The sequence below is a fragment of the Dactylosporangium sp. NPDC000244 genome (genome assembly GCF_040300725.1).
Lineage (GTDB): Bacteria > Actinomycetota > Actinomycetes > Mycobacteriales > Micromonosporaceae > Dactylosporangium.
On sequence record NZ_JBEPEH010000022.1, the window covers coordinates 171253 to 196025 of the forward strand.

Sequence of the window (24773 nt, forward strand, 5' to 3'; positions counted from 1 at the left end):
CGATGCCCAGACCGACCGACATCGGCGTCGTCGACCTGATGATGGGGATCCCCAAGGGGCCCGGCGACGACAGCTGGCGCCGCTTCCTCGGCAGCCAGCTGCGCGACACCGAGAGCCGGGAGACCTACCGGTTCCCCGCCGAGTACATGTACAAGAGCCTGCCCGGCGAGCGGTTCAGCTCCGACGGGGCCAAGGCCGTGCTGCTGGAGATGGACCGCTGGGGCGTCGAGCGCGGCATGATCACCGTGAGCTTCGACGACGAGCTGTCGGTCGCGGCCCTGCGCGAGCACCCCGGCCGGTTCCTCGGCGCGTTCCCGGTCGACCCCAACGCCGGGATGGAGGGCGTGCGCGCGCTGCGGCGGGCGGTCGAGGAGCTGGGGGTGGTGGCCGCCAGCGCGATGCCCAGCGGCTGCAACCCGCCGGTGCCGATCAACGACAAGCGCTTCTACCCGCTCTACGCCGCCTGTATCGACCTGAACATCCCGATCTTCGTCTGCGCCGGCGTGCCCGGGCCCCGGGTGCCGTTCGGCGCCCAGGACGTCGCCCTCATCGACGAGGTCTGCTGGTTCTTCCCGGAGCTGCGCTTCGTCACGCGCCACGGCTGCGAGCCGTGGGTCGACCTGGCCGTCAAGCTGCTGCTGAAGTGGCCGAACCTGTACTACTCCACCAGCGCCTTCGCCCCCCGCTACTACCCGAAGGCGATCCTCGACTTCGCCAACACCCGCGGCGCGGACAAGGTGCTCTACGCCGGCTACTTCCCGATGGGCCTGTCCCTGGAGCGCATCTTCACCGAGCTCGACGACCTGCCGCTGCACGAGCACGTGTGGGAGAAGTTCCTGCGCACGAACGCCCTGCGGGTCCTCGGGCTCGCCGCGGACGGGGCCTGACGTGGGCCGCCGGGCGATCGTCGCCGGCACGGGCTTCGGCCTGCGCGTGCACGTGCCGGCCCTGCGCGCGGCCGGGTTCGAGGTGGCCGCGCTCGTCGGCTCCGACGCCGAGCGGACGGCCCGCCGCGCCGCGCGGATCGGGGTCGCGGCCGGCTTCGACTCGCTCGCGGCGGCGCTGGAGGCCACCGCCGCCGACGTCGTCACCATCGCCACCCCGCCCGACACCCACGCCGAGCTGGCCGCGCTGGCGATCGCCGCCGGCCGGCACGTGATCTGCGAGAAGCCGCTGGCGCTCACCGCCGGGCAGGCCGAGGCGGTGACGGCGGCGGCCGCGGCGGCCGGGCTGGTGGCGCTGGTCGGCACCGAGTTCCGCTGGGACCCGGCGGTCGAGGCGGTCCGGGACGCGATCGCCACGGGCCTCGTCGGCCGCCCGCACACGGCCACGATCATCCGCTCCTACCCGATCCTCGCCGCCGCGGACGCGAGCGCCCCGGGCTGGTGGTTCGATCCGGCGCGCGGCGGCGGCTGGCTGCGCGCGAACGGCACCCACCTCATCGACCAGCTCCAGCTCTGGCTCGGCCCGATCGCCGAGGTGTCGGCGACGCTCGGCCAGGCGGTGCCCCGGCCGGCCGGCGGCGCCGACGACGGCTACGGCGTGCTGCTGCGCACCGAGTCCGGCGCGACCGGGGTGCTCCAGGAGTGCGCGGCGGCCTGGGGCGAGCCGGTCGAGGTGACCCGGGTCGCCGGCACCGAGGGCACCGTGTCCATCGTGGACGGTCACGCGTACCTTGCCACCGCGGACGGGACCCGCCGGCTCACCCCGCAGGCGCCCCCGCCGCCGCCCACGGACGCGGCCGACCCGCGGCCGTGGACCGCGCTGGAGATCGCCGCCTACACCGGTCTCGCGCGCTGGCTGTACCACCGTCTCGACCACCCCGGCGAGCCGCCGGCGCCGGACTTCCCCCGCCCCGCGACCTTCGCCGACGGCCTGTCCGTCCTGCGCGTCGTCGAGGCGATCCAGGCCGCCGCCGAAGCGGGCCGTGCCGTGGCCGTGGGGGTGGCGGCATGAGCCGCCGACTCGATCCCGGCCTGGTCCGGCCGACCGGCACCGCCGTGCTGACGATGGAGCTGCAGCGCGGCATCGTCGGCCCCGAGAGCCTGGTGCCGGACCTCGGCGACCAGCTGCGGGCCGCGGGTGGCGTCGACGCCGTGCGCCGCCTGCTGGCCGGGGCGCGCGCGGCCGGGGTCCCGGTCGTGCACGCCACCGTGGCCCATCGGCCCGGCGGCCGCCCGGCGGGCGCCAACGCCCCGATCCTGCGGCGCGCCGAGGCGGCGCCCGGCGACAACCTGCGCGTCGGCTCGGTCTCCGCGCGGGTGCTGGCGGAGCTGGGGCCGGAGCCCGGCGACGTGACGGTCGAGCGGCACCACGGCGTGACTCCGTTCACCGGCACCGAGCTCGACGCCACCCTGCGCGGACTCGGGGTGCGCACCCTCGTGCTGGTCGGGGTGTCGCTGAACATGGGCATCCCGGGCGCCTCGGTGGAGGCGATCGGGCTGGGGTACAACGTCGTCGTCCCCACCGACGCGGTGGCCGGCTCCCCGCCCGAGTACGCCGCGGACGTCCTGCGGTACACCCTGCGCCACCTGGCCTGGCTGTCCACTGTGGACGAGGTGGTGGCCGCGTGGACCTGAACGGACGCAAGGCCGTCATCGCCGGCGTGGGCCCGGGACTGGGCCGCGAGCTCGCGCTGACCTTCGCCGCGGCCGGGGCCGACCTGGCCCTGCTGGCCCGCCGCGCCGCCGTCCTGGACGAGGTGGCCGCGACCGAGCCGGGCGCGCTGTGCCTGCCCACCGACCTCACCGACCGGGCCCGGTGCGCCGAGGCGGCGCGGCGCATCGGCGAGCGCCTCGGCGCCGTCGACGTCCTGGTGCACAACGCGTTCGCCCGCCCGCCGCTCGGATCGCTGGGCGAGCGCACGGCCGCGGAGTGGCACGCCGCGGTCGACGGCAACCTCCTGTCGGCCACCAACCTGCTGTACGAACTCCTGCCGTTGATGCGCGGCCGATCGGCATCGGTGGTGCTGATCAGCTCGATCTCCGCCCGGATGCCCCACCCGGGCTCGGGCATCTACGCGGCGATGAAGTCCGCCATGCTCACGCTGGTGCAGGTCCTGGCCCGCGAGCTCGGCCCGGACGGCATCCGGGTCAACGCCGTCGTGCCCGGCTACATCGAGTCCGACAACCTCGAGGCGTTCTTCGGCGGCCCCCAGCCCCGGCGCGACGCCGAGGCCGGGACCTGCCTGGGCCGGTTCGTGACGGCCCGCGAGGTGGCCTCGGTGGCCGCCTTCTTCGGCTCCCCGGCCTCGGCCGGCGTGACCGGCCAGACGCTCGACGTGAACGCCGGTCAGTGGTTCGGCTGACCCACACCCCTGAAGGAGCACCGTGGACACACAGACACGGCCGGCGGCCCCGCCATCGCCGCCCGACACCCCGTCCGGCGCCAAGCTGCGCGCGTCGGGCGTGGAGCGGCAGTTCATCTCCGGCAAGCAGAAGGTGCACGCCCTCGGCCCGCTCGACCTGACGGTCGCGGACGGCGAGTTCGTCTGCCTCGTCGGCCCGTCCGGCTGCGGCAAGTCGACGTTCCTGCGCGTCGTCAACGGGCTGCTGCCGCCGACCGCGGGCACCCTCGACCTCTGGCTCGACGAGGGCCGGGCGGCGACGTCGATGGTCTTCCAGGACTACGGCGTGCTGCCCTGGAAGACGGTGCTGGCGAACGTGCGGTTCGGGCTGGACATGGCGAAGGTGCCGCGCAAGGAGGCCAACGCGCGGGCGATGGACTGGATTCGCCGGCTCGGGCTCGCGGGCTTCGAGAAGGCGTATCCGGCGACGCTCTCCGGCGGCATGCGCCAACGCGTGTCGATCGCGCGGGCACTGGCCGTACAACCGCAGATCCTGCTCATGGACGAGCCGTTCGCGGCCGTGGACGCCCAGATGCGGGTCGTGCTGCAGGAGGTGCTGCTCAAGGTCTGGGAGGAGGACCGGCGCACCGTCATCTTCGTGACCCACAGCCTCGAGGAGGCCCTCGTGCTCGGCGACCGCGTGGTGGTCGTGTCGGCGCGGCCCGGCCGGGTCGTCAGCGACATCAGGGTTCCCTTCGAGCGGCCCCGCCCGAGCGACCTGCGCGGCACGCCGGAGTTCGCGGCCCTGCACCAGAACGTCTGGGACGTGCTGCGCGACGAGGTCCAGGCCTCGCTCGCGGCCGGGAAGGAGCAGTCGTGACCCAGGTGACCGAGCTTGCCCCACCGGACGCGCGCCTGGTTCGCCGCGAGGCCTCGGCGTCGCCGGAGCGGGCCGCGGGCCGGCGGCGCAACCGCCGCATCGCCGAGATCGTGCTCGGCTTCGGCGCGCCGATCGTGCTGTTCGTGGTGTGGCAGATCGCCGCGACGAGCGGCGCGATCAACCCGCTGTTCTTCCCCGCCCCGACGAAGGTCTGGGACGCGGCGCTGGAGCTCATCAAGAGCGGCGAGCTGTTCCAGCACCTGTGGGTCAGCCTGACGCGGGTGCTCATCGGCTGCGGCATGGGCGTGGTGACGGGCGTGGCCGCCGGGGTCGCGCTCGGTGCCTCCCGCTGGGTCCGGGCCACGCTCGAACCGCTGCTCTCGGCCCTGTACACGGTGCCGAAGCTGGCCGTCTTCCCGCTGTTGCTGCTCATCTTCGGGCTCACCGACACCGCCCTGAACGTGGCCATCGGCATGACGGTGTTCTTCTTCATGTGGGTCAGTACGATGACCGCGTTCCTGGCCGTGAGCCCCGGGCACCGCGAGGTGGCGCAGAGCTTCGACGCCGGGCCGTGGCAGACCTTCCGGCACGTGATGTTCCCGGCCGCGCTGCCGCAGATGTTCATCGGCCTGCGGATGTCGGTCAGCGTCGCCGTGCTCATGATGGTCGGCGTCGAGTTCACCCAGGCGAACAAGGGCATCGGCTATCTCATCTGGTACTCCTGGACGCTCTTCCAGGCGCCGCGGATGTACGTCGGGATCGTCGCCGTCGCGCTCATGGGCCTGCTGCTGAGCAACATCGTCAAGTGGGTGTCGCTCCTGGTGCTGCCCTGGGCCCGCGTCGAGATCGAGGGCGGCGACCGCAACCTCCTGTGACGTTCCACCACACCCCCGGCACCACCCCAGCACCACGAAAGGAATCCGCCGTGCACCGATTAGCCGCCCGTTCCTTCGTCGCCGTCGCCGCGCTCACCGCCACGCTGCTGTCCGCGTGTGGCGACGGCGGCACGACCCCCGCCGCCGACCCGGCCGCGAACCAGCCCACGACCGCGCTCAGCGCCGGCCCCACCGGGCCGAACACCCCCGCGCCGAAGCCGCTGCCGACCGAGGTCACGGTCAACGCCTCGGTCCCCTTCCGCAACATCGAGGCGTACGCGCCGCTGCTGCTCGCCGAGTACTTCGGCGAGTTCAAGAAGGAAAACATCAAGATCAATATCCAGCTCGTCCAGACGAACAACCTCGTCGTGCTCATGCAGAAGGGCGACATCGACTTCGCCCCGGCCGCACCGTCGGCGGGCCTGTTCAACGCCATCGCGGGCGGCGCCGACATCAAGGGCATCGGCGGCGGCGTCGGCTGGAGCCCGGCCAACCACCAGGGCTACTACGTGCGCAAGACCCTGCTCAAGTCCGACGGCACGTTCAGCGCCTGCGACCTGAAGGGCAAGAAGGTGTCGACCGGCTCCGCCACCGGGCTGGGCTCGCCGGCCGTGGTCGAGCTGGCCGCGTACCTCAAGACCTGCAACCTCACCGTGAAGGACGTGCAGATCGTCCCGCTCGGCGGCGCCGACCTGCTGGCCGGGCTCGAGTCCGGCTCCGTCGACGCCGGCAACCTCAGCGACCCGGTCTGGACCACCGCCGAGAAGAACGGGCACAAGCTCATCATCCCGTTCACCGCCTCGATCACGAGCTACTGGATGGGCAAGATCCGCACCGAGAAGCCCGACGTCGCCGCGGCCGTCCTGCGCGCGCTGGTCCGCACCAGCCGCACGTACCTGCAGGGCGACTACCGCAGCAACCCGGAGGTGAAGGCGGGTCTCGTCAAGGCGATGGAGGCGAAGGAGGAGTCGCTGTCGGGGCCCTCCAGCCTGATCTTCGACCCGGACTTCAAGTTCCCGGTCGGCAACATCGCGCCGATCGAGACCGCCTGGGCCGGGATCGGCGGCATCGTCAACTTCGACAAGCCGCTCTCGGACGCGCAGATCTTCGACGACAGGCCGCGGCAGACCGCGGTGTCGGCGTAGCGATGGGCAAGTACCTGGCGATCGGGCACCACGGGCCGGTCGATCCGGAGCTGGGCCTGCGCATCGCCGACGCGGCCGTCGAGTGGATCTCGGCGCGGCTGGCCGACGGGACGTTCGACTGCCTGTACTCGATGGCCGGCGGCGGCCGGATGATCGTCGCGAACGCGGCCAGCGAGGAGGCACTGCGGGCGATGCTGCGGGCGGCCCCGGACGCGCCCCGCGAGTGGACGTTCACCGAGCTGTTCGACGGCATCGAGGTCATCCGGCGGTACGTCGAATCGATGCGCACCTAAGGAGTGCAGTCATGCGCGAGATGTGGGCGGCCCGGCTCGTGGCTCCCTCGACATTCGCCCACGTGACCGTGCCGGCGCCGCTCGCGGCGGCCCTCGCCCCCGGCGAGGTGCTGCTGCGGGTGCGCGCCGGCGCGATCTGCGGCAGCGACATGCCGCTGTTCAAGGGCGCCATCCAGCGCCAGGGCGGCCTGGGCAACCATCCGGACGGCGCGCCGCCGGGCCCGGGCTGCCCGATGCACGAGGTCGTCGGCGAGGTGATCGCGTCCCGCCACCCCGGCTTCGCCACGGGCGACACCGCCGTCGGCTGGGCCCTGGGCCAGGACGCGATCGCCGAGCTGGTCGTCACCGAGGGCGACTCGCTCGTCCCCGGCGACGGCCGGCTGCCCCCGGCCGAGGCGATCGTCGCCCAGCCGCTCGCCTGCGTCATCTACGCGGTCGAGCGGATGGGCGACGTGTCCGGGCAGCGGGTCGCCGTGCTCGGTCAGGGCCCGATCGGCATGCTGTTCAGCCACGTGCTCACGTCGCGCGGCGCCTTCGTCACCGGGGTCGACCGCGTGGACCGCTCGGCCGAGGCCCCGGCGTTCGGCGTCGGCGAGTTCGTGCACGCGTCCTGCGACCGGTGGGCGGAGTCGCTCGGCCCGGGCGACCGGCCGCAGGTCGTGGTCGAGTCCATCGGGCACCAGGTCGGCACCCTTACGTGCGCGATCGACGCGGTGGCGGGCGGCGGGCTCGTCTACTACTTCGGGGTGCCCGACGACCTGGTGTACCCGGTGCCGATGCACACGTTCTTCCGCAAGGATCTGACGCTGCGGGCCGGGACGACCAAGGACCGGCCGCGGGTGCTGCGGCTGGCGCAGCAGTACCTCCGCGACCACCCGGCGCTCCTGGACGCCTACGTCACCGACCGCCTGCCGATGACCCGCGTCCAGGAGGCCTACGACCGCGCGGCGGCCCCGCGCCCGGGGCAGCTCAAGGTGGTCGTCGAAGCGTGAGCGGTCCGGAGCGAAGCGGAGGGGCCGCTCACCATCAACACAGGTCCCTCGCGCCGGCACCGGAGCCTGCGGAGGTGACGGCGTGAGCGGTCCGGAGCGAAGCGGAGGGGCCGCTCACCATCAACACAGGTCCCTCGCGCGACCGCGCGGCGGCCCCGCGCCCGGGGCAGCTCAAGGTGGTCGTCGAAGCGTGAGCGGTCCGAAGCGAAGCGGAGGGGCCGCTCACCATCAACACAGGTCCCTCGCGCCGGCACCGGAGCCTGCGGAGGTGACGGCGTGAGCGTCGCGCGCGTCGAGGAGGGGCTGCAGGAAGGCCGGCAGCTCCTCCGGGCCCTTGACGAAGGCGATCGGGTGCACGATCACGCAGTCGGCGCCCGCGTCCCAGAGCTGCTCGGCCTCCTCGAGCACCGGCGCCACGCCGGCCTCCTCGGCCGTCATCTCGTGCGCCACGAGGGTCGTGGCCGCGGTGACGGTGACCGAGCCCGGGTCCCGGCCGGCCCGCTCGCACGCCGTACGAATCCCGGCGACCGCGGCCCGGAAGTCCTCGATCGGCATCGGCGCCGCCCACCAGCCGAGCCCGTGGCGCACGATGCGCTCGATCGCCCGCGGGGTGGGGTTGAAGCCGAACGACAGCCGCAGATCGGCGCCCTGCACCGGGACCGGCATGCTGTGCAGGTCCGTGAACGCCAGGTACCGGCCGGCGTGCGCCGCGGGCCCGCCGCCCCAGAGCGCCCGGCACACGGCGACCTGCTCCTCGAGATAGCCGAAGCGGCCCTCGAACGCGCGCTCGGTCGTGCGGTACTCCTCCTCCTGCCACCCCACCCCGAGCCCGACGTCGAGCCGCCCGCCGCAGATGACGTCGAGGGTGGCGAGCTGCTTGGCCAGCAGGACGGCGGGCCGGATCGGCGCGACGAGCACGTTGGTGCCGAGCCGGGCCCGCCCGGTGACACCGGCGACGGCCGCGAGCGCGGTCAGCGGCTCGTACCAGTTGGTCGCGATCGGGTACGGGAAGCCGAGCGCGACCCGCTCCCGGTGCGCCCGCTCGCTCATCGTCACGTGGTCGGGCAGCACGAGCAGGTCGACGCCCATCCCGTCGGCCAGCGCGGCCGCCTCGAGCAGCCCGGCGAACCGCCCGCCGTAGAGCTCGTCGATGCCCATGAGATTGAAGCCCAACCGCGCCATCGCGACCCCGCTTCCGTTGCCAGCCAACAGATTCCCTAACCAAGCAAGTGCTTGGTAGCTTAGCCGTGCGGGCCTGGCTCACACCAGGCTCTTGACCGAGGAGGTTTGATGACTGACGAGGACGCGATCCGCGCGGTGGTGTGCCGCTACTGCCGGGGCATCGACCGGCTCGACATGGAGCTGGTCCGGTCCTGCTACCACCCCGGCGGGATCGACCACCACACCGGCTTCGACGGCCCGATCGAGGACTACATCGCGTGGGTGGAGCCGAAGGTGCGCGGCTTCGACGGCACGCAGCACCTGGTGGCCAACCACCTCGTGGAGGTCGTGGGCGATCGGGCGCTGTCGGAGACGTACGGCATGGCGGTCCACTGGGGCACGCCGTCGGACGACCCGAAGCTGAACTTCACCAGCGGCTTCCGCTTCGTCGACGTGATGGAGCGCCGCTGCGGCGAGTGGCGAATCCTGGAACGCTTCGCGTCGCGCGAGTGGACGCGCTCGGACGCCGGGGCGTTCATTCCCCGCGAGGGCCCCGGCCCGGCCGGACGCCGGGACCGCGAGGACCACATCTACCGCCTCCGCGACCGGCTGCTCACCCCCTGACGCGCGTCCCCGGCTACGCTGCACCGATGCTGCCAGTCGGCTCGCCGTTCGCCGGAGCGGTCATCGGCCACCGGCGGCTCGGGGTGTACGTCCGCGTCGCCGGGGAACCCGCGTCGATCGGGCTCGCCGAGTTCACGACGCTCCCCCGCGGCACCGAACTGCCCGCCATCGGCACGACGGTCACCGGTGACGTGCTCTGGCACGCGGGCGGCCGGATGCGGCTGCGGCTGCGCGGCGCTCTCCCGCCCGCGACCCGGACCGCGGCCATCAGGCTCAGGCACCTCGACCATGCCTTCATCAACTTCGCCGACGACACTCGCCGATGGGTCCATATCCACCGCTTCCGCCTGCTCGGCACCACGAGCGACGACCGAGCCGTCCTGTCCGCGCTGATCGCGGACGAACGATTCGGCGACCACTATGCCGGCCGGCCGGGCACCGCCCCCGAACTGCACGGCCCCTACCGCCGCGACCACATCACGGCGTCGTCGTATCGCTGGATGCACCGGGACGGCGCCGAGCGACGGGTGCGGGAATGGGCCGAACAGTTCCGCGTTCCGGACCGCCTGCGGGCCGAGATGCGACGACAGGTCTACCGGCCGCTGCAGACCGCCGACGAGGTCTTCCGCCTGCCCCACCTCGGCCGCGCCGCCCTGCACGACTGGGGCTGGGTCCACCGCGAGTTCCACGAGTTCGTGCTGCTGCACCGCGCGAGCGGCCTGGTGACGCAGATCGTGGCCTCCGACGACTGACCCTCACCGGAAGTCGGCGAGGTGGTCGCGCGCCCAGGTGGCGAACGTCCGCTCCGCCTTCCACGTGACGTCCCGGACAGGGGTGCGCGGAGCCTCGATCGGCGCCTCGCCGGGTCCCGAGTAGGACTCGAAGCCGCTCAGGAAGTCGGCGGAGGCGGCCGCGAACCCGCCCTGCGCCAGGTAGATCTCCCGGGCCCGGGCCGGCGTGACCACCTCGAACCGGAGGTCCTCGCCGAGCGCGTCGGCGATCACCCCGACCTGTTCGCGCCGGCTGATCTGCTCGGGGCCGTTCACGGTGTACGCCCTGTGCTCATGCCCGTCCCCGAGCAGCGCGGCGGCCGCGGCGTCGGCGATGTCGTGCTCGTGGACGGGGTGCCCGGCCCAGTCGGGGAACGGGTCCCGCACCACGCGCTCGGCCCGGATCGACGGGCCCCACAGCCAGAGCGCGTTGAGCATGAACTCGCCGGGCCGGACGTGGGTCCACTCCAGGCCGGAGGCCTCGACGGCCCGCTCGACGGGGAGATGGAAGTTCGTGTCGTGGCCGGTCGTGACCGCCCCGGACGAGAGCGTGACGACGCGCCGCACTCCCGCCCGCTCCGCGAGCCGCACCACGTGCTCGGCGGTGGCCGGGTGCGGGAACAGGTACACCCGCTGCACTTCGGCGAAGGCGGATCGAAGACTGCCGGGCTCCGCCAGATCGCCGCGGACGACCTCGACGCCGTCGGGCAGGGCGGGGTCGGCGCGCCGGGTGAGGACCCGGACGTCGGCCCCGGCCCGCAGCAGGTGCCCGACGACGAGCCGCCCGACGTTTCCGGTTCCCCCCGTGACAAGTATCCGCATCCGTCATGACTAGCGTGCCCGGCCGCGCCCCCGCAAACGCGAACACGGTGTTCGCATATGCGCGTCGAGCTGCGGAAACACCGTCAGACGACGAGGAGACCGTTCTCCAGATACGCGGTGCTGCCGTCGCCGCGGGCCCGGATCGCCGCGTCCATCCGGCGGGCCAGCAGGTCCGACAGCCGTTGTCCGGCCTCGGCCCCCGTGCACCACGCCCAGCCTCGCAGCTCCTCCGGCGGCAGGCGCATGCACGCGGTGCTATCCGGGGTCAGGACGCCACCGTCGTAGAGCAGCATCAGGCCCTCGGTGCGGTCGGGCCGGGGCGGAACCCAGTCGACCACCAGGAGCCGGCCCGGCTCGACCGCCAGCCCGAGCTCCTCGCGGACTTCGCGCACGACGGCCGCGTGCGGCGACTCGTCGGCCTCCACGGCGCCGCCGGGAATCTCCCAGTGCGGCTTGTACACGGGCTCGACCAGCAGCACGCGGCCGGCCCCGTCGGAGAACACGATGCCGGCCCCCATGCGCTTGCGGGGCAGCGTCGCGGTGAAGTCGGCCATCCCGCCAAACTAGGTGGTGCGCACCTTGAAGCACAGGTGCAGCACCCCTTCGCCCTGGATGAGCACGTGCGGGTCCTCCAGGAGGTGCCGGCCCTCGACGCCGGCGAAGAAGGGCTTGCCGGAGCCGAACACGACCGGCACCACGTCCATGGCCACCTCGTCGACCAGGCCGGCCGCGAAGATCTGGCTGCCGACGTTGCCGGCGTTCACGGCGATGGTCCGGTCGCCGGCCAGCTCCTGGGCCTTCGCGATCGCGTCGTGCACGTTGTCGGTGAAGTGGTACGACGCCTCGGGGTGCCAGCCCTCCGGCTTCGGGCGATGGGACACCACGACGACGTGGTCGCCGGCCGGGGGCTTGCCCTCCCAGCCGTTCACGAGGTCGAAGAGGGTGCGGCCCATGATGATCGTGCCGATCTTCGACCACATCGCCCGGACGTAGGGCGCCGACGCGCGCGAGATCTTCATGGCGCTGCCGGAGCCGGAATGGTCGAAACTCTCCTTGTCGGGGTCGAGGAGCGGGACCTCGCCGTTGAAGTACCAATCGTGCAGCGGCCCGACGCCGTCCTGCTCGTCGGCGATGAACCCGTCCAGGGAAACCACGTTGTGCATGATCACTGTGCCCACGGGGACCATCGTGCCGGACCGGCACCGGGCCGGCTTGTAGAAAATCACTCGGCGGGCATCGGGCCGGCGTCCGGCGCGAACCCGGGCTCGGCCGGGAATCGGCGGCGCAGCGCCAGGTACTGCGTCGGGGTGTGCCCGGTGAAGTCCTTGAACTCGCGGCTGAAGTGGGCCTGGTCGAAGTAGCCGGCGGCGTGGGCGAGGGCCGGCCAGTCGACCGGGCGGTCCGCGTCCACCGACAGGATCAGCCGCGCGAAGCGGTAGATCCGGGCCACCCGCTTCGGGGTCACCCCGACGTGCTCCTTGAACTGGATGGTCAGGTGGTTGGCGCTGACGCCCTCCGTGCCGGCCAGCGCGGCGACCGGGACGGTGCCGTGCAGGGACTCGAGCCGGGCGCCGGCGTGCTGGACCAGCATCAGGCCGCGCGCCGGGGAGTCGGCCAGCCTCGCGCGCAGCTCGTCCTCCAGCAGCCGCAGCGCCTCGGTGGGCGTCGCCAGCTCGCCGAGGCGGTTGCGCAGGCGGTCCAGCGAGTGCCGCCAGACCTCGTCGACCGGGACCCAGCGGTCGCACAGCTCGATCGCCGGGAGGTCGGTGAACGGGGAGACGCCCCAGGGCTTGAAGTGCACGCCCAGCAGGTGGACCGGGGTCGGGTACTCGAACCGGAACCGCCTGGTCCACAGGCCCATGAACCAGCCGCCGGTGAGCACGGCGGGTGCCGCCGAGGGGTCGGAGTCCCACAGGCGGACGGGGCCGCCGAGGTTGAGGAACAGGTGGGCCGAGGGCATCGGCGGGACGTTCATCCGGCGGTGCCGCGACACTCCGCGGAGGCAGTACACGTCGTCGATGTACCGATCGAGCGGCGGCGCGGGCACCCGGCTGACGTACTCCATGAACCTACGCGAGGAGCTGGACGATGCGGGCGGCCTGGGCGGTGCGCAGGCGGACCTCCACGCGGCCCGAGCGGGCCGGGTCGGTCGCGCCCGCGTCGTAGGCGAAGCACACGCGGTCGGGCTTGTCCGCCGACACCTCGACGCTCGCGCGCACCGGCGAGGCCAGGGGCAGGGAGTTCATCGCGTTCATTTGACCGCGACGACCGGCCGGCGGCAAGAGCCGCGGCGTCAGCGGGGCGCGAGGGGGCGGACGCCGTACCGCTCGGCCTGCCCGATCGTGTCCCAGAGGATCCGCGGGGCCTTGGTGCCCTGCACGGTCGACACGGACTTGTGGAACCCGGTGCGGTAGGTGACCGTGATGCGGTACGCGTACCGGTCGCAGCACGGGTTCTTCGGCTCGTACGCGGGGCGCAGCCGCAGGAACCTGACACTGCCGGCCATCCGCAGCGCGGGCCTGCCGCCGGCGGTGCTGCGGTCCACCACGAACGCGGTCTGCTCGCCGGCGAACCCGCCGGAGCGCTCCAGCACGATCTTGCTCGCCAGCCCGATGGGGATCATGCCCGGGGCCGCTGCGGCCGGAGTTGCGGGTGCGGCGGCCGCCACCGCACCGGTCAGGGCCAGGGTCACGATTGCGTTGCGTGCGAACGTCCGTCCCATGGTGCACCCCCGTGCTTACGGCCCCGCCGATCGGCGCCCTCTCCCCTGAGCACACCACGCGACGGGATGCGCCCGTTCGGTTTCAGGCGCTTTGCAAACCATCACGTGTACTGCGGGCAGCACCGACGAGCGCGTCGTCGTCGAGGATCGCGTGCCGGCCGCGGGGGTCGACGGTGCGCCGGTCGCCCGCCAGAACGTCGTCCAGCAACGGTAGCGCGCCCGCGGCGGCAGCGCCGATCGCGCCGAGGTGGCGCACGGCCGCGCGGATCACGGCGCTGGACTCGCGGCGGCGGAGCGGCTCGATGACGGCGCACAGCACGGGGACCGCCGGGGCCGGGTCGCCGGTGATGCGCCACCACGCGTGCGCGGCCTCGGTCCGGGTCCAGCCGCCCGGGACGTCGAGCAGGCGCCGCACGTTCTCGGCGTGCGCCGCGGCGAGCAGGCCGAGGTCCGCGAGGTACGGCAGCATCGCGCGGCCCGGCCCGCGCCGGACCGCCCGCCCGATGACCGCGAGCGCGACGCCGGGCTCGCCGGTGACCCGCCAGTGCGCCCAGGCCGCGTCCTGCGTCCCGGGCCACGCGGACGAGTGCGCCTTCGGGTGCCGGCGGCCGGTCGCCAGCCGCTCCAGGACCTCGGCGGCGGTCGCGGCGCCCGGCCCGATACGGCCGAGCACGGCGCAGGCCCGCGCGGCGTGCCGGGTGTCGAGGAGCGCGACGAGCTCGGGCACGGCGCTCGCGGCGGCCGCGCCCCAGGCGGCCAGCGCGGCGAGGTGCGGGCGGCAGTCCCACGGGTCGCGGCGCAGCACGGCGCGGATGGTGCGCAGCAGCGCCCCGGCGTGCTCGCGGAACGGGACGAGCAGGTCGTCCGGGGCGATCGTGCGCGGCCAGGAGGTCGTGGCGCCGATCCAGCGGGTCAGCGCGGGCAGCACCCGCGGGTCGCCGAGCCCGGCGAGCGCGGCGACGGCGTGCAGCCCCGTGGGGGTCTCGTCCCGCTCGGCGACGGCCAGGAGCTGCTCGGCGTGCGGGCGGACCGCCGCGCCGCCGGTCGCGAGGACCTCGGCGCAGTGCCGCCGGACGAGCTCGGACGGGTCGCGCAGCCCGTCGGCGAGGGCGGCCCAGAGCCGGGGCAGCGGGCGGCGCCAGCGGTGCAGGACGGCGGCCGCGGCCGGGGCGGCGCCCCAGCGGACCTGCTCGGTGCCGTCGGCGAACGCCGCCAGGGCCAGCCGTTCGCCCTCGTGAGGGTGTCCGGCCAGCCGCTTGGCGAGCCAGAGCACCGAGGCGTGACCCTGGCGCGGGCGCCACGGTGAGCCCGTCCACGCGAGCGTCCCGGCCGCCGTCACGGCTTCGGCGGCGACCGTCCCAAGCCCGGCGCCGGCGCCGTCCGGCCCGGCCCCGCGACGGGCCAGGGCACCCACGGCGGCCATGCGGACCTCCGGGCTCGGGTGCGGCAGCCACGACGCGAACCACGCCACCGGCGTCGAGCCGGGCGGCGCGGCGTGGCCGAGCTCGTCCAGCGCGCGCACCTGACCGGCCAGGGCCAGCGGGTCGTCCTCGGCCGCCGCCTGCTCACGGATGGGGCCGGCGGGGCCGGGCTCGCCGGTGAGGATCTCGCAGATCGCGTACGGGGCGACCCGCCGCACCAGCGGGTCGGGGTCGGCGATGAACGTGGTCAGCAGCGGCACGCCGGCCCGCAGGCACTCGGTCAGGGCCGGGAGCCGCGCGGCCGGCCAGGTGTGCCGGTGACTGCGCGCGATGCCGGCGATCAGGTGCACGAGCAGGGACCGGTTGCGGTTGGCGGGGAGCGACGACAGCTCGTACAACCGCTGCATGAAGAACGGGACCGTCGCGCTCGGGCGGGTGGGCCAGACCCGCTCCAGGGTGGCGAACGCCCGCTCCCCGCGCCGGTCGGGCGCGAGGTCCGCGAGGAGCCCGTGCAGCTCACCGTCCGTCACTTGCCGATAGCATCACGGTCCGGGCGTTCGCCGTACAACATTCCTCCAGAAATATTCGCCGGCTCTGTCGGATCGCGGTGGCGGCGTTCGTAGCAGGGGCGAGCGGTGGCCCGCGGCGGGCCCGCCCGAGATGGGAGATGAGACCGATGGCGCAGTACCTGATTTCCGTGCTCAACGACAACACCGAGCACGCCACCGAGGAGGAGGACGTCGCGATCGACGCCTTCAACGCGCGGCTGCAGGCCGACGGCTACTGGGTCTTCGCCGGTGGCCTCGGGGGGCCGGCCACGGCGACGGTCGTCGACAGCCGGGCCGGTGAGGCGGTGTTCACCGACGGGCCGTTCGTGGAGACGAAGGAGTTCGCCGTCGGCTTCTGGATCATCGAGGCCCCCGACCTCGACGTGGCGCTGCGGCTCGCCTCCGGCGGGTCGAAGGCGTGCAACCGGAGGGTCGAGGTCCGGCCGTTCCTGTGACCGAGATCGAGGAGAGGATCGCCGGGGTCTACCGCGCCGAGTGGGCCCGGGTGGTCGCCGGCCTCGCCCGGCGCATCGGCGACCTCGACGTCGCCGAGGAGATGGCGGCCGAGGCGTTCGCGGCCGCCGTGGAGCGCTGGCCGGTCGACGGCGTCCCGCCGAACCCGGGCGCGTGGCTCGCCACCACCGCCCAGCGCAAGGCCGTCGACCGGCTCCGGCGCGAGGCCAAGCGCGACGAGAAGCACAAGGAGGCGCTGATGCTCACCGACACTCCGGAACCGCTCGGCGCCATCGACGACGACCGGCTCCGGCTCCTCTTCACCTGCTGCCACCCCGCGCTCGCGATGGAGACGCGGATCGCGCTGACGCTGCGGATGGTCGGCGGGCTCACCGCGGCCGAGATCGCCCGCGCGTTCCTGGTCCAGGAGAGCGCCATGGGCCAGCGGATCACCCGCGCCAAGGCGAAGATCAAGGCGGCCCGGATCCCGTACCGGGTGCCGGACCGCGAGGACCTTCCGGCGCGCGTGACCGGGGTGCTCACCGTGCTCTACCTGATCTTCAACGAGGGCTACCTGGCCTCCGACCCGCAGCGGGAGGCGATCCGCGGCGAGCTGACCGCCGAGGCGATCCGGCTGACCCGCCTGGTCCGGGACCTGCTGCCGGCCGACGGCGAGGTCGCCGGGCTGCTGGCGCTGATGCTGCTGACGGAGGCCCGCCGGGCCGCCCGGTTGTCGGCGATCGGTGAGCTGGTGCCGCTGGATGACCAGGACCGCGGGGCCTGGGACCGCGCGCTGATCGCCGAGGGGCACGCCCTGGTCCGGGCGCGGCTCGCGTCCGGGCAGGCGCCGGGGCGGTACCAGATCCTCGCCGCGATCAACGCCGTGCACACCGACGCCCCGGACGTCCGCGACACCGACTGGTCGCAGATCGTCGCGCTCTACGACATGCTGCTGCGGCTCGAACCCACGCCGATCGTGCGGCTCAACCGGGCCGTCGCCGTGGCCGAGCTCGACGGCCCGCAGGTGGCGCTGGCGCAGGTGGAGGGCCTGCCGCTGGAGGGCTACCCGGCCTTGCACGCCACCCGCGCGCGCCTGCTGCGCCGGTTGGGCCGCAGCGCGGAGGCGCGGGCGGCCTACGACCGGGCCATCGAGCTGGAGAGCAACACGGCCGCGACGGCGTACCTGACGCGCCGCCGCGACGAGCTGGGAAGAGAGTCGCCGTGACTTGCTAGCCGAGGTCGTGTTCCTCCAGCCCTCGCATGATCAGCGTCCGCATCGACCCGAACCCGTAGAGGTCCGCGTCGGACGACAGGTCCGCCACCTCGCGGAGCACGGGCTCGACGTCGATGCCGCGCTCGCGGGCTTGGTTGCACAGTCCCCAGATCGTCATCAGCTCGTCGCGGGGGTCGGCGCCCTGGTCCATCGCGGAGACGTGCACGAGCCGGCGGCGGAACTCCGCTGCCGACTCCCACTGCCTCGGCAGATGGACGGCCCAGCGGAAGGAGCCGTGCGCGCGGAAGATGCCCCGGACCTCCTCGCGGGCCGCCGGACCGCCGTGCTCGTACGCGTCCAGCAGCACCTCCAGGGCGGCGGCCGCCTCGGCCGCCACGCCGGCCTCCTCCACCGGTGGCGGCGCCCGCCGGAGCTTGGCCGCCCAGTCCGGGTCGCTCAGGTCGACCGGGCGCCTGGCGATGTCCCGCAGCAGCTCGTCGATGACGGCGACGTCCGCGCGCACAGCGGCAAGGCTCACTCGCCCGGGCCCTGCTCCTTGACCTGCTCGGCGATCCATGGCGGCGCCTGCTGGATCGGATGCGGGGCCACCTGCCGGTCCTCGACGGTCCAGGCGGCCGACTCGCCGGCCAGCCGGATCGCCTCGGCCCAGAGCTTGCCGGGGTCGATCCGGTAGTTGCCGTCGTCCGCCGGCTCGTCCTGCATGATCGCCCCGTCGACGGGGACGGACAGATACGTCTCCTCGGTCGTGGTGCGCTGCAACCGGACGGCAATCGAGTACGACTTCGGAGGCTCGGCCATCCGCGCAGCATAGTCGGCGCCGCCGCCAGGTCTAGCGCGCGTCGCGGAGGATGCGGGGCTCCTCGAAGTTGCGGTTGTCGATGACGATGTCCGCTTGCTCGGCGGGGCGGATCTCGGCCAGGTACAGCTCCTCGCCGGGAATGTAGTACGTGCGATACCGCTCGGCGGCGGCCTCCGCCGAGTCCATCCACGCCTGGTCGCGGGCCGTGCCGCGGTGCAGCACGTCCGCGACCTCGATGTGGAGGTAGACGCGCAGGTCCCAGTGCCGAGCCAGGGCCGGCTTCTGCAGGAAGCCGCCGTCCGCGACCAGGATCGCGTCCTGCGAGGTCTCGTGGACGCCGGAGTCGATGGGCGTGCGACCGCTGAAATCCATGATCTGGGTGCGGTACCGGCGGTTGCCCCCGGGACCGAGCGGCACCAGCAGCTCGTCGCGGATCGCGTCGACGTCGAACATCTCGAAGTAGTAGCTCTCCGGCGAGCCGGGCGGATACTGCGTGCGCAGGTCGACGTGCCGCTTGAAGTGGTCGACCATGACTCGCAGCACGGGCCGCGCCGTCATCCCGCGCAGGGTGGTGGCCAGCTCGTCGGCGAGGGTCGTCTTGCCGGCCGCGGAGTGACCGTCGATGCCCACGCGCGCCGGGTGATCCAGTCGCAGCGCGAGGATTCGGTGCGCCAACCCGTCGAGGACCCGCTGCCGTGCCGACATCGGTACAGCATGCCGCGTCGTCAGGCGATGACGCGGTCGCGGCCCGCCAGGTAGCCGAACACGACGAGCACGGCGTCCACCGCGATCATCGCGACCAGCGCCGGGGTCCACGAGCCGGTGGCGTCGTGCAGCGCGCCGACCGCGGGCGGGCCCGCCGCCGCGATGAGGTAGCCGACGCACTGGGCCATGCCCGACAGGGCCGCCGCCTGGGTGTGGTGCGCGGTGCGCAGGCCGAAGAACGACAGCGCCAGCACGATGCTCGAACCGCCCGCGACTCCGGCGAGGGTCGCCCAGATCGCGCCGTAGTGCGGGGCGGCGAGGATGCCGAATGTGGCGATGGCGTACAGCACCGGGCCCGCGATCCCGAGCAGCCGCTGGTCGCGCAGCCGCGGGATGAGCGCCGAGCAGGCGACGCTGCCCGCGATGCCGCAGGCGTTCAGCAGCAGCTGGTGCACGCCGGCCGCAGTCGCGGGGACGCCGGCCGAGCTCTCGATGGACGGCAGCCAGGTGATGAGGATGTAGTACCCGGTCGACTGCAGCGCCATGAACGCGGTGATCTGCCAGCCGAGCGCGGTGCGCCATGGGCTGCGGGCGGCGGGGACGCCGGCGGCCGGGACGCCGCCGGCACTGGGCGGCGGGACGCTGCGGCGGCCGAGCTGCGGGGCCAGGACGGCCAGCGCGACGAGGGCCAGGCCGGCCCACATGCCGAGCGGGAGGCGCCATCCGGCCGAGGTCCAGCCCGCGACCGGGACGGCGAGCCCGGCCGCGATCGCCGCGAAGCTCGCCTGCACCGACGAGTACGCGCCGGTGACCGGTCCGATCCGGTGCGGGAAGTCGCGCTTGACGAGCGCGGGCAGGACCACGTTGAGCACGGCGATCGCGACGCCGAGCAGCGCGGTGCCGAGCCACAGCAGCGGCGCCCCGGGCAGCGAGCGCACGACGAGCCCGGCGGCCAGGACCGCGAGGCCGCCGCCGAGGGTGCGCTCGATGCCGATGCGGCGGGCGAGCACGGGCGCGACCGGGGAGACCACGGCGAAGGCGATGAGCGGGAGGCTGATCAGCGCCGAGGCGGTCAGCGAGGTGAGGCCGAGGTCGTTTCGCAGCTCGTCGAGGACCGGTCCGACGCTCGTGATGGCGGCGCGCAGGTTGGCCGCGACCAGCAGCAGCCCGGCCAGGACCAGTGCCGGGCGGAGCGTGCGGACCTTCGGGGTGGCGACTTGGTCAGTGAGCGTCATGCTGCTCGGCTTCCTCTTGCAGTTCGTGGGCGAGCCGGGCCATGCGCTCGGCGGCGGCCGCGGCCGCGTCCGGGTCGCCGGCGGTGACCGCGTCCACGATCTCGGCGTGGCTCGCGTCGATCTCCGCGAGCCGGGGCCTCGCCGCGGCCAGGTCGACGTCGGGCGAGTTCAGGTGGTCCAGCGAGCGCTCGTTGCCGCCGGTGCCGCGGTAGATCTCGGCGAGCAGGGCGTTCCCGGACGCCTCGAGCAGGAGCCGGTGGAACGCGATGTCGGCCGCGGCGTAGGCGGGGCCGTCCGTCGCCGCGGCGCGGGCGGCGAGCGCCTCGGCCAGGCCCGCGCGCTGCTGCGGGGTGGCCCGGGTCGCGGCGAGCCGCGCGCCCTCGCGCTCCAGCAGCAGGCGGACCTCGGCGACGTCGGCCGCCCGGTCGCGCTCCAACCGCCGGGCGAGCGCGGGGCCGAGGTCGCTGGTGGCGATCACGAAGGTCCCGTAGCCGGCCCGGGCGCCGAGCAGGCCGGCGTGCACGAGCGAGCGCAGGCCCTCGCGGACGCTGTTGCGGCTGACGCCGAGCTCGCGGGTCAGCTCGTGCTCGGTCGGCAGCAGCGCGCCGACCGGGAACTCGCCGTCGGCGATGCGCCGGCGCAGCTGGTCGGCGACCTGCTCCGACAGCGACACGTTGGGACTCAGGCGCGGCATGGGTCCAGCCTGCCATTGAGCCAAATGTTGGACAATTGCCCGAGCGCATCGCAACGTGTGGTCTACCGCACGGCGGCGGGCCGGCCGTGCCGGGAACCGTCGCGCCGGGGCCGCCCGCGGCCACCTGGCCCTACTACACTCGGCACGGATCGTCGAGCCGGTCGCCCCCGAGCGCCGCCAGCACGCGAGGAGGACACGGGTGACGGCTGGGGGATTCTCGGCGAGGCGGCTGGTGCTGGTCCGAGACCTGCTCGAGCGGCAGGTCGACACCGGCTTCGTCCCGGGGGCCGTGGCGGTGCTCGCGCGGCGCGGGGCCGTACACGTGGAAGCCGTCGGGAGGCTCGCGTTCGAGGGGCCGGGGTCGAAGAAGCCCATGGCCACCGACACCATCTGCCGCCTGGGCTCGTCGTCGAAGCCGCTCGTCGCCGCGTGCGCGATGACGCTCGTCGAGGACTGCACCATTCGCCTGGACGACCCCGTCGACGAGCTCCTCCCGGAGCTGGCGGACATGACCGTGCTGGCCGATCCGGGCGGGCCTCTGCACGACACGGTCCCGGCGCGGCGCCCGATCACGGTGCGGGACCTGCTGACCGGCACGCTCGGCACCGGCATGCTTGCGGCCCCGCCCGGCACGATCCCGATCGCGGACGCGCTGGGCGCGCTCGGCAGGACGTCGCCGGACGAGTGGCTGCGGCGGCTCGGCGAGCTGCCGCTCGTCCACCAGCCGGGTGAGAGCTGGATGTACGACACCGCCGCCGACATCACCGGCGTGCTCATCACCCGGGCCACCGGCAAGTCGCTCGGCGACACGCTGCGCGAGCGCGTCTGCGAGCCGCTCGGCATGCGGGACACCGGTTTCCGCGTGGAGGGCGAGCACCTCGGCCGGCTGGCGACGGCGTACGAGGCCGAGGACGTCGACGGCGCGGCGGTGGTCGAGGACGGCCCCTACGATCGCTGGAGCCGGCCGCCGACGTTCGAGTCGGCCGGCGGCGGGCTCGTCTCGACCGCCGCGGACTATCTCGCGTTCGGCTCGGCGATGCTCGCGGGCGGCGGGCCGGTGCTCTCACGCCCCGCGGTGACGCTGATGACGACCGATCACCTGACGCCCGGGCAGAAGGCGCTCTCGGGGTTCGGGCCCGGATACCTCGCCGACATCGGCTGGGGGCTCGGCCTGGCGGTGCGCACCCGCCGCACGCACCTCGGCCCGTCGGTCGGCACCTACGGCTGGCACGGGTTCTACGGCACCGCCTGGTACAACGATCCCGCCGAGGACCTCACCGCCTACTTCGCCATCCAGCGGGCGCACGCGGGCGACCAGGCCCTGCCGATGTGGCAGGACCTGTGGACGGCGGTCTACCAGGCGATCGACGACTGACATCCGCCGCAGAGCCCGGGGCAGCGTGCCCCGGGCTCCGCGAGGGTCACGGGTCAGGACTTGCGGAAGGTCTGCGCGCCGGAACCGTTGCAGTCCCAGATCTGCAGCCGCGTGCCGTTGGCCGTGTTGCCCGACGGGGAGTCGAGGCAGCGGCCGGACTGCGGGTTGCGCAGCGTGCCGTTGCCGCCGTCGACCCAGACCTGTGCCGCGTTGCCGGTGCAGTCGTGCAGCTGCAGGACGGTACCGTTGCCGGTTCCGCCACCGGCGATGTCGAGGCACCGGCCGAGCGTCGTGAGGGCCGAGCCGTTCCATTTCCAGTTCTGGTCCCTGGACGTGTCCTGGCAGTCCCAGAGCTGGACGGCCGCGCCGTCGCCGCCGGTGTCGTTGCCCGCGACGTCCACGCACTTGCCGCCGGGGCCGACGATGTTGGAGGCGCCGCCGTTGTAGACGAAGGACTGCGCTGCGGAACCGTTGCAGTCCCAGATCTGCAGGCGGGTGCCGTTGCCCGTGGCGCCCGACGGGGAGTCGAGGCAGCGGCCGGAGCCGACGTTCACGAGCGTGCCGCTGGGCGTCGTGCGCCACTGCTGCCAGCCGCCCGCGTTGCAGTCCCACAGCTCCAGCTTCGCGCCGGCGGCCGAGGAGGCGCCGGTGACGTCCAGGCAGCGGCCGAGCGTCTGCAGGGTGCCGTTGTTCTTGAGCACCCAGTGCTGGTCGGCCGCCCCGGCCTGGCAGTCCCACAGCTGCACGGCCGCGCCGTTGCCGCCGATGTCGTCGCCGGAGACGTCCATGCACTTGCCGCCGGGGCCGATGACCGTGTTCCCGGTGCCGCTCGATCCCCCGCCCGGGCCCTTGTTGTAGACGGCGACCGAGTCGATGACCATCGACGCGCCCGAGATCGTGGAGGCGTAGGGGCCGCCGCCGAACGCGTCGGGGAAGCCGCCGCCGATGGCGAGGTCGTAGATGATGAAGAACGGGTGGTCGACGGCGTTGGACCAGGTGGTCGCGTCCACCTGGTTGGCGAACAGGGTGAAGAAGTTGCCGCCGTCGAAGTAGAAGCGGATCTGCTCCGGCGAGACCGAGCGGTCGACCTCGACCGCGTAGTCGTGGAACCCGGTCTGGCAGCCGGGGCAGCCGCGCTCGCCGCTGCCGAGGCCGGTGCTCTCGTTGCAGGGTCCGCCCGGGTTGACGCCGCAGTGCAGGGTGCTGAACAGCGAGCTGCGGCCGTTGATGTCCTCCATGATGTCGATCTCGCCCGAGCCCGGCCACGCCACGCCGGCCCGCAGCGGGGCGCCGAGCATCCAGAACGCGGGCCAGTAGCCGGCGCCGTTCGCCGTGGTCACGTTCGGCTGCTGCAGCCGGGACTCCACGCGCATGACGCCGCCCGGGGCCGCCCCGAAGGTGGCCGCCTGCGTCTCGATCCGGCCCGACGTCCAGCCCGCGCGCGGGTCGGAGCCGCTGTGCAGGGCGGTGAGCAGCAGGTGCCCGGCGCCGTCCTTGTGGACGTTGGCGGTACTGCTCGTCATGGTCTCGATCTCGCCGGTGCCGAAGTTCGAGCCGGGGCCGGTGTCGTACTTCCAGACGTTCGTGTCGAGCCCCGAGCCGTTGGGCCCGTCGAACTCGTCGCTCCACGTGAGCGTGAAGCCGGGCGGGGCGGGGTTGATGGTGGCGTTCGCGGCGACGGTGGCGGTGACGGCGTAGTACGCCGGCACGGCCACGACGGCGGCCAGCAGGGCCGCCTGAAGCTTCCTGCGCATGGCTGACCTCTCTCGGCGCCCCTGAGAGCGCTCTCTGTCAGCTTTATTTACAGTTTGACGACGCGGATGTCAATTGTTGTCGATACCTGGCCCGAGTGACGCGCGCAGGGCCGCGGCGCCGGACTCGGCCAGCCAGCCGGCGAACGTGCGCAGCCCGGGGTGGATGACGCGCAGGGCCTCGATGTCCGCGTGCCAGCGCTCGCCGGCCCGCCAGCGGCGGAGGGTCTGCTCGACCATCGGGCCGAGCGCGGCCGCCTCGCCGTCGGTGAGCTGCTCGTAGCGGACCTCGATGCCGGTGGCCTCGCTGATCGCGGCGGCGGCCTCGACCGGGGTCGGCTCGTCGCCGGCCAGCTCCAGCGTCCGGCCGGCGAATCGGGCCGGGTCGGCGAACGCGAGGGCGGCGAAGTCGGCGATGTCCTCCAGCGCGATGACCTGCATGGGCTCGTGGGGCGCGAACAGGTGCCGGTGCACCCCGTGGACGATCCCGTCGATGCCGGCCGCGCCGGTCCCGATGTAGTTGGTCATGAATCGCACAGGCCTCAGGACCGTCGCGAACCTGATGTGGTCGTGCAGGTACCGTTCGACGAGCGCCTTGCCCTCGGCGGACTGCGTCCTGGTCGAGGACGACGCGACCGTGCTGAACACCAGCTGCTCGACCCCGGCGGCGGACGCGGCGTCGATCAGTGCCCGTCCGCGGGCGACCTCCCGGTCCGTGTCGAACGTGACGGGCGGGACGGCGAACACCGCGGCGGCGCCGTCGAGCGCGGGCGCCAGGCCGGCCGGGGCGTCGAAATCGCCCGGGACGAGCCGCGCTCCGGCGGCGGCCAGCGCGACGGCGGCCGGTGCGGTGATGTCGCGGACCAGGGCTCGGACCGGCCGGCCCAGCTCCAGGAGCCGTCGCGCGGTGGCGCCGCCCTGCTTTCCCGTGGCGCCGGTGACGACGATCGGCCCGGACGTGTGTGACAGTGACATGAACCGGAACGAT

At 73.7% G+C, this 24773-nt stretch carries 29 protein-coding genes; 14 read left to right on the forward strand and 15 right to left on the reverse strand.

From position 1 onward, the window contains the following. Nucleotides 1–2: 2 nt before the first annotated feature. The 9 genes from ABT369_RS30245 to ABT369_RS30285 are packed head-to-tail and all read left to right on the forward strand — an operon-like array spanning nt 3 to nt 7471. Entirely contained in the window at nt 3–887 is an 885-nt protein-coding gene (locus ABT369_RS30245; protein WP_350617030.1) for an amidohydrolase family protein, read from the forward strand. A gap of 1 nt (nt 888) precedes the next feature. Continuing rightward, on the forward strand, nt 889–1956 hold the full coding sequence (locus ABT369_RS30250; RefSeq protein WP_350617031.1) for a Gfo/Idh/MocA family protein: 1068 nt from the start codon (nt 889–891) through the stop codon (nt 1954–1956). After that, nucleotides 1953–2579, forward strand: coding sequence for a cysteine hydrolase family protein (locus ABT369_RS30255; RefSeq protein WP_350617032.1), 627 nt, complete (start codon nt 1953–1955; stop codon nt 2577–2579). The genes ABT369_RS30250 and ABT369_RS30255 overlap by 4 nt, the downstream gene beginning before the upstream one ends. Then, nucleotides 2570–3307, forward strand: coding sequence for an SDR family oxidoreductase (locus ABT369_RS30260; protein WP_350617034.1), 738 nt, complete (start codon nt 2570–2572; stop codon nt 3305–3307). The genes ABT369_RS30255 and ABT369_RS30260 overlap by 10 nt, the downstream gene beginning before the upstream one ends. Before the next feature lie 22 nt (nt 3308–3329). Continuing rightward, complete coding sequence (locus tag ABT369_RS30265) at nt 3330–4166, forward strand: ABC transporter ATP-binding protein (protein WP_350617036.1); 837 nt, start codon at nt 3330–3332, stop codon at nt 4164–4166. After that, nucleotides 4163–5041 (forward strand): ABC transporter permease, encoded by an 879-nt coding sequence (locus ABT369_RS30270; protein WP_350617038.1) that lies wholly within the window; start codon nt 4163–4165, stop codon nt 5039–5041. The genes ABT369_RS30265 and ABT369_RS30270 overlap by 4 nt, the downstream gene beginning before the upstream one ends. A 50-nt stretch (nt 5042–5091) precedes the next feature. Continuing rightward, the gene (locus ABT369_RS30275; RefSeq protein WP_350617039.1) at nt 5092–6186 is read left to right on the forward strand and encodes an ABC transporter substrate-binding protein; all 1095 of its coding nucleotides are present in this window, start codon (nt 5092–5094) and stop codon (nt 6184–6186) included. 2 nt (nt 6187–6188) lie between these two features. Continuing rightward, the gene (locus ABT369_RS30280; protein ID WP_350617041.1) at nt 6189–6479 is read left to right on the forward strand and encodes a hypothetical protein; all 291 of its coding nucleotides are present in this window, start codon (nt 6189–6191) and stop codon (nt 6477–6479) included. Between the two features lie 11 nt (nt 6480–6490). Then, nucleotides 6491–7471, forward strand: coding sequence for an alcohol dehydrogenase catalytic domain-containing protein (locus ABT369_RS30285; protein ID WP_350617042.1), 981 nt, complete (start codon nt 6491–6493; stop codon nt 7469–7471). Between the two features lie 228 nt (nt 7472–7699). Here the strand turns inward: ABT369_RS30285 and ABT369_RS30290 are convergent, their stop codons facing one another. Then, on the reverse strand, nt 7700–8653 hold the full coding sequence (locus tag ABT369_RS30290; protein ID WP_350617044.1) for a TIGR03619 family F420-dependent LLM class oxidoreductase: 954 nt from the start codon (nt 8651–8653) through the stop codon (nt 7700–7702). Between the two features lie 108 nt (nt 8654–8761). Here ABT369_RS30290 and ABT369_RS30295 point away from each other — a divergent pair, with 108 nt between their 5' ends. Further along, nucleotides 8762–9256, forward strand: a complete 495-nt coding sequence (locus ABT369_RS30295; RefSeq protein WP_350617046.1) for a nuclear transport factor 2 family protein — start codon at nt 8762–8764, stop codon at nt 9254–9256. A gap of 26 nt (nt 9257–9282) precedes the next feature. Continuing rightward, nucleotides 9283–10008: a hypothetical protein gene (locus ABT369_RS30300; RefSeq protein ID WP_350617048.1), complete on the forward strand. Its 726-nt coding sequence runs from the start codon at nt 9283–9285 to the stop codon at nt 10006–10008. Nucleotides 10009–10011: 3 nt separating this feature from the next. Here the strand turns inward: ABT369_RS30300 and ABT369_RS30305 are convergent, their stop codons facing one another. From ABT369_RS30305 to ABT369_RS30335, 7 genes are all read right to left on the reverse strand, one after another. Then, nucleotides 10012–10848, reverse strand: a complete 837-nt coding sequence (locus ABT369_RS30305) for an SDR family oxidoreductase (RefSeq protein WP_350617049.1) — start codon at nt 10846–10848, stop codon at nt 10012–10014. Between the two features lie 83 nt (nt 10849–10931). Further along, nucleotides 10932–11402, reverse strand: coding sequence for an NUDIX domain-containing protein (locus ABT369_RS30310; RefSeq protein WP_350617051.1), 471 nt, complete (start codon nt 11400–11402; stop codon nt 10932–10934). A 9-nt stretch (nt 11403–11411) separates the two neighbouring features. Further along, a complete protein-coding gene (locus tag ABT369_RS30315) occupies nt 11412–12026 on the reverse strand; it encodes a dihydrofolate reductase family protein (protein ID WP_350617052.1) in 615 nt (204 codons plus the stop codon). Between the two features lie 44 nt (nt 12027–12070). After that, complete coding sequence (locus tag ABT369_RS30320) at nt 12071–12913, reverse strand: helix-turn-helix domain-containing protein (protein ID WP_350617054.1); 843 nt, start codon at nt 12911–12913, stop codon at nt 12071–12073. A 4-nt stretch (nt 12914–12917) separates the two neighbouring features. Continuing rightward, on the reverse strand, nt 12918–13094 hold the full coding sequence (locus tag ABT369_RS30325; RefSeq protein ID WP_350617055.1) for a hypothetical protein: 177 nt from the start codon (nt 13092–13094) through the stop codon (nt 12918–12920). A 47-nt stretch (nt 13095–13141) separates the two neighbouring features. Next, a complete protein-coding gene (locus ABT369_RS30330; RefSeq protein ID WP_350617056.1) occupies nt 13142–13570 on the reverse strand; it encodes a protealysin inhibitor emfourin in 429 nt (142 codons plus the stop codon). Nucleotides 13571–13652: 82 nt separating this feature from the next. Next, nucleotides 13653–15521: a hypothetical protein gene (locus ABT369_RS30335; RefSeq protein ID WP_350617058.1), complete on the reverse strand. Its 1869-nt coding sequence runs from the start codon at nt 15519–15521 to the stop codon at nt 13653–13655. A gap of 146 nt (nt 15522–15667) precedes the next feature. On the opposite strand from ABT369_RS30335, the gene ABT369_RS30340 reads away from it, so the two are divergent. Together ABT369_RS30340 and ABT369_RS30345 are read left to right on the forward strand one after the other, a co-directional pair. Continuing rightward, the gene (locus ABT369_RS30340; protein ID WP_350617059.1) at nt 15668–15994 is read left to right on the forward strand and encodes a YciI family protein; all 327 of its coding nucleotides are present in this window, start codon (nt 15668–15670) and stop codon (nt 15992–15994) included. Further along, nucleotides 15991–17217, forward strand: a complete 1227-nt coding sequence (locus tag ABT369_RS30345; RefSeq protein ID WP_350617060.1) for an RNA polymerase sigma factor — start codon at nt 15991–15993, stop codon at nt 17215–17217. Before ABT369_RS30340 ends, ABT369_RS30345 begins: the two co-directional genes overlap by 4 nt. Nucleotides 17218–17221: 4 nt before the next feature. Here the strand turns inward: ABT369_RS30345 and ABT369_RS30350 are convergent, their stop codons facing one another. From ABT369_RS30350 to ABT369_RS30370, 5 genes are read right to left on the reverse strand one after another with little or no spacing between them, the layout of a single operon-like run. After that, a complete protein-coding gene (locus ABT369_RS30350) occupies nt 17222–17743 on the reverse strand; it encodes a hypothetical protein (RefSeq protein ID WP_350617062.1) in 522 nt (173 codons plus the stop codon). Further along, entirely contained in the window at nt 17740–18024 is a 285-nt protein-coding gene (locus ABT369_RS30355) for a hypothetical protein (protein WP_350617063.1), read from the reverse strand. The genes ABT369_RS30350 and ABT369_RS30355 overlap by 4 nt, the downstream gene beginning before the upstream one ends. A gap of 31 nt (nt 18025–18055) precedes the next feature. Then, nucleotides 18056–18730 (reverse strand): nucleoside/nucleotide kinase family protein, encoded by a 675-nt coding sequence (locus tag ABT369_RS30360; RefSeq protein ID WP_350617065.1) that lies wholly within the window; start codon nt 18728–18730, stop codon nt 18056–18058. Between the two features lie 20 nt (nt 18731–18750). Further along, on the reverse strand, nt 18751–19965 hold the full coding sequence (locus ABT369_RS30365) for a CynX/NimT family MFS transporter (protein ID WP_350617066.1): 1215 nt from the start codon (nt 19963–19965) through the stop codon (nt 18751–18753). After that, nucleotides 19952–20659, reverse strand: a complete 708-nt coding sequence (locus ABT369_RS30370) for a FadR/GntR family transcriptional regulator (protein WP_350617068.1) — start codon at nt 20657–20659, stop codon at nt 19952–19954. Before ABT369_RS30370 ends, ABT369_RS30365 begins: the two co-directional genes overlap by 14 nt. 199 nt (nt 20660–20858) lie before the next feature. On the opposite strand from ABT369_RS30370, the gene ABT369_RS30375 reads away from it, so the two are divergent. Continuing rightward, on the forward strand, nt 20859–22034 hold the full coding sequence (locus tag ABT369_RS30375) for a serine hydrolase domain-containing protein (RefSeq protein ID WP_350617069.1): 1176 nt from the start codon (nt 20859–20861) through the stop codon (nt 22032–22034). Between the two features lie 53 nt (nt 22035–22087). Here the strand turns inward: ABT369_RS30375 and ABT369_RS30380 are convergent, their stop codons facing one another. Together ABT369_RS30380 and ABT369_RS30385 are read right to left on the reverse strand one after the other, a co-directional pair. Further along, entirely contained in the window at nt 22088–23788 is a 1701-nt protein-coding gene (locus tag ABT369_RS30380; protein WP_350617071.1) for a ricin-type beta-trefoil lectin domain protein, read from the reverse strand. A gap of 69 nt (nt 23789–23857) precedes the next feature. Then, entirely contained in the window at nt 23858–24760 is a 903-nt protein-coding gene (locus ABT369_RS30385; protein WP_350617073.1) for an NmrA family NAD(P)-binding protein, read from the reverse strand. Nucleotides 24761–24773 lie beyond the last annotated feature (13 nt).

Bases quoted from the DNA above. Each gene is read 5' to 3' on its own strand.
- ABT369_RS30245 (WP_350617030.1), top strand. From the start codon at position 3: ATGCCCAGACCGACCGACATCGGCGTCGTCGACCTGATGATGGGGATC.
- ABT369_RS30255 (WP_350617032.1), top strand. From the start codon at position 1,953: ATGAGCCGCCGACTCGATCCCGGCCTGGTCCGGCCGACCGGCACCGCC.
- ABT369_RS30280 (WP_350617041.1), top strand. From the start codon at position 6,189: ATGGGCAAGTACCTGGCGATCGGGCACCACGGGCCGGTCGATCCGGAG.
- ABT369_RS30285 (WP_350617042.1), top strand. From the start codon at position 6,491: ATGCGCGAGATGTGGGCGGCCCGGCTCGTGGCTCCCTCGACATTCGCC.
- ABT369_RS30290 (WP_350617044.1), bottom strand. From the start codon at position 8,653: ATGGCGCGGTTGGGCTTCAATCTCATGGGCATCGACGAGCTCTACGGC.
- ABT369_RS30295 (WP_350617046.1), top strand. From the start codon at position 8,762: ATGACTGACGAGGACGCGATCCGCGCGGTGGTGTGCCGCTACTGCCGG.
- ABT369_RS30300 (WP_350617048.1), top strand. From the start codon at position 9,283: ATGCTGCCAGTCGGCTCGCCGTTCGCCGGAGCGGTCATCGGCCACCGG.
- ABT369_RS30305 (WP_350617049.1), bottom strand. From the start codon at position 10,848: ATGCGGATACTTGTCACGGGGGGAACCGGAAACGTCGGGCGGCTCGTC.
- ABT369_RS30310 (WP_350617051.1), bottom strand. From the start codon at position 11,402: ATGGCCGACTTCACCGCGACGCTGCCCCGCAAGCGCATGGGGGCCGGC.
- ABT369_RS30320 (WP_350617054.1), bottom strand. From the start codon at position 12,913: ATGGAGTACGTCAGCCGGGTGCCCGCGCCGCCGCTCGATCGGTACATC.
- ABT369_RS30325 (WP_350617055.1), bottom strand. From the start codon at position 13,094: ATGAACTCCCTGCCCCTGGCCTCGCCGGTGCGCGCGAGCGTCGAGGTG.
- ABT369_RS30330 (WP_350617056.1), bottom strand. From the start codon at position 13,570: ATGGGACGGACGTTCGCACGCAACGCAATCGTGACCCTGGCCCTGACC.
- ABT369_RS30340 (WP_350617059.1), top strand. From the start codon at position 15,668: ATGGCGCAGTACCTGATTTCCGTGCTCAACGACAACACCGAGCACGCC.
- ABT369_RS30355 (WP_350617063.1), bottom strand. From the start codon at position 18,024: ATGGCCGAGCCTCCGAAGTCGTACTCGATTGCCGTCCGGTTGCAGCGC.
- ABT369_RS30360 (WP_350617065.1), bottom strand. From the start codon at position 18,730: ATGTCGGCACGGCAGCGGGTCCTCGACGGGTTGGCGCACCGAATCCTC.
- ABT369_RS30365 (WP_350617066.1), bottom strand. From the start codon at position 19,965: ATGACGCTCACTGACCAAGTCGCCACCCCGAAGGTCCGCACGCTCCGC.
- ABT369_RS30370 (WP_350617068.1), bottom strand. From the start codon at position 20,659: ATGCCGCGCCTGAGTCCCAACGTGTCGCTGTCGGAGCAGGTCGCCGAC.
- ABT369_RS30380 (WP_350617071.1), bottom strand. From the start codon at position 23,788: ATGCGCAGGAAGCTTCAGGCGGCCCTGCTGGCCGCCGTCGTGGCCGTG.
- ABT369_RS30385 (WP_350617073.1), bottom strand. From the start codon at position 24,760: ATGTCACTGTCACACACGTCCGGGCCGATCGTCGTCACCGGCGCCACG.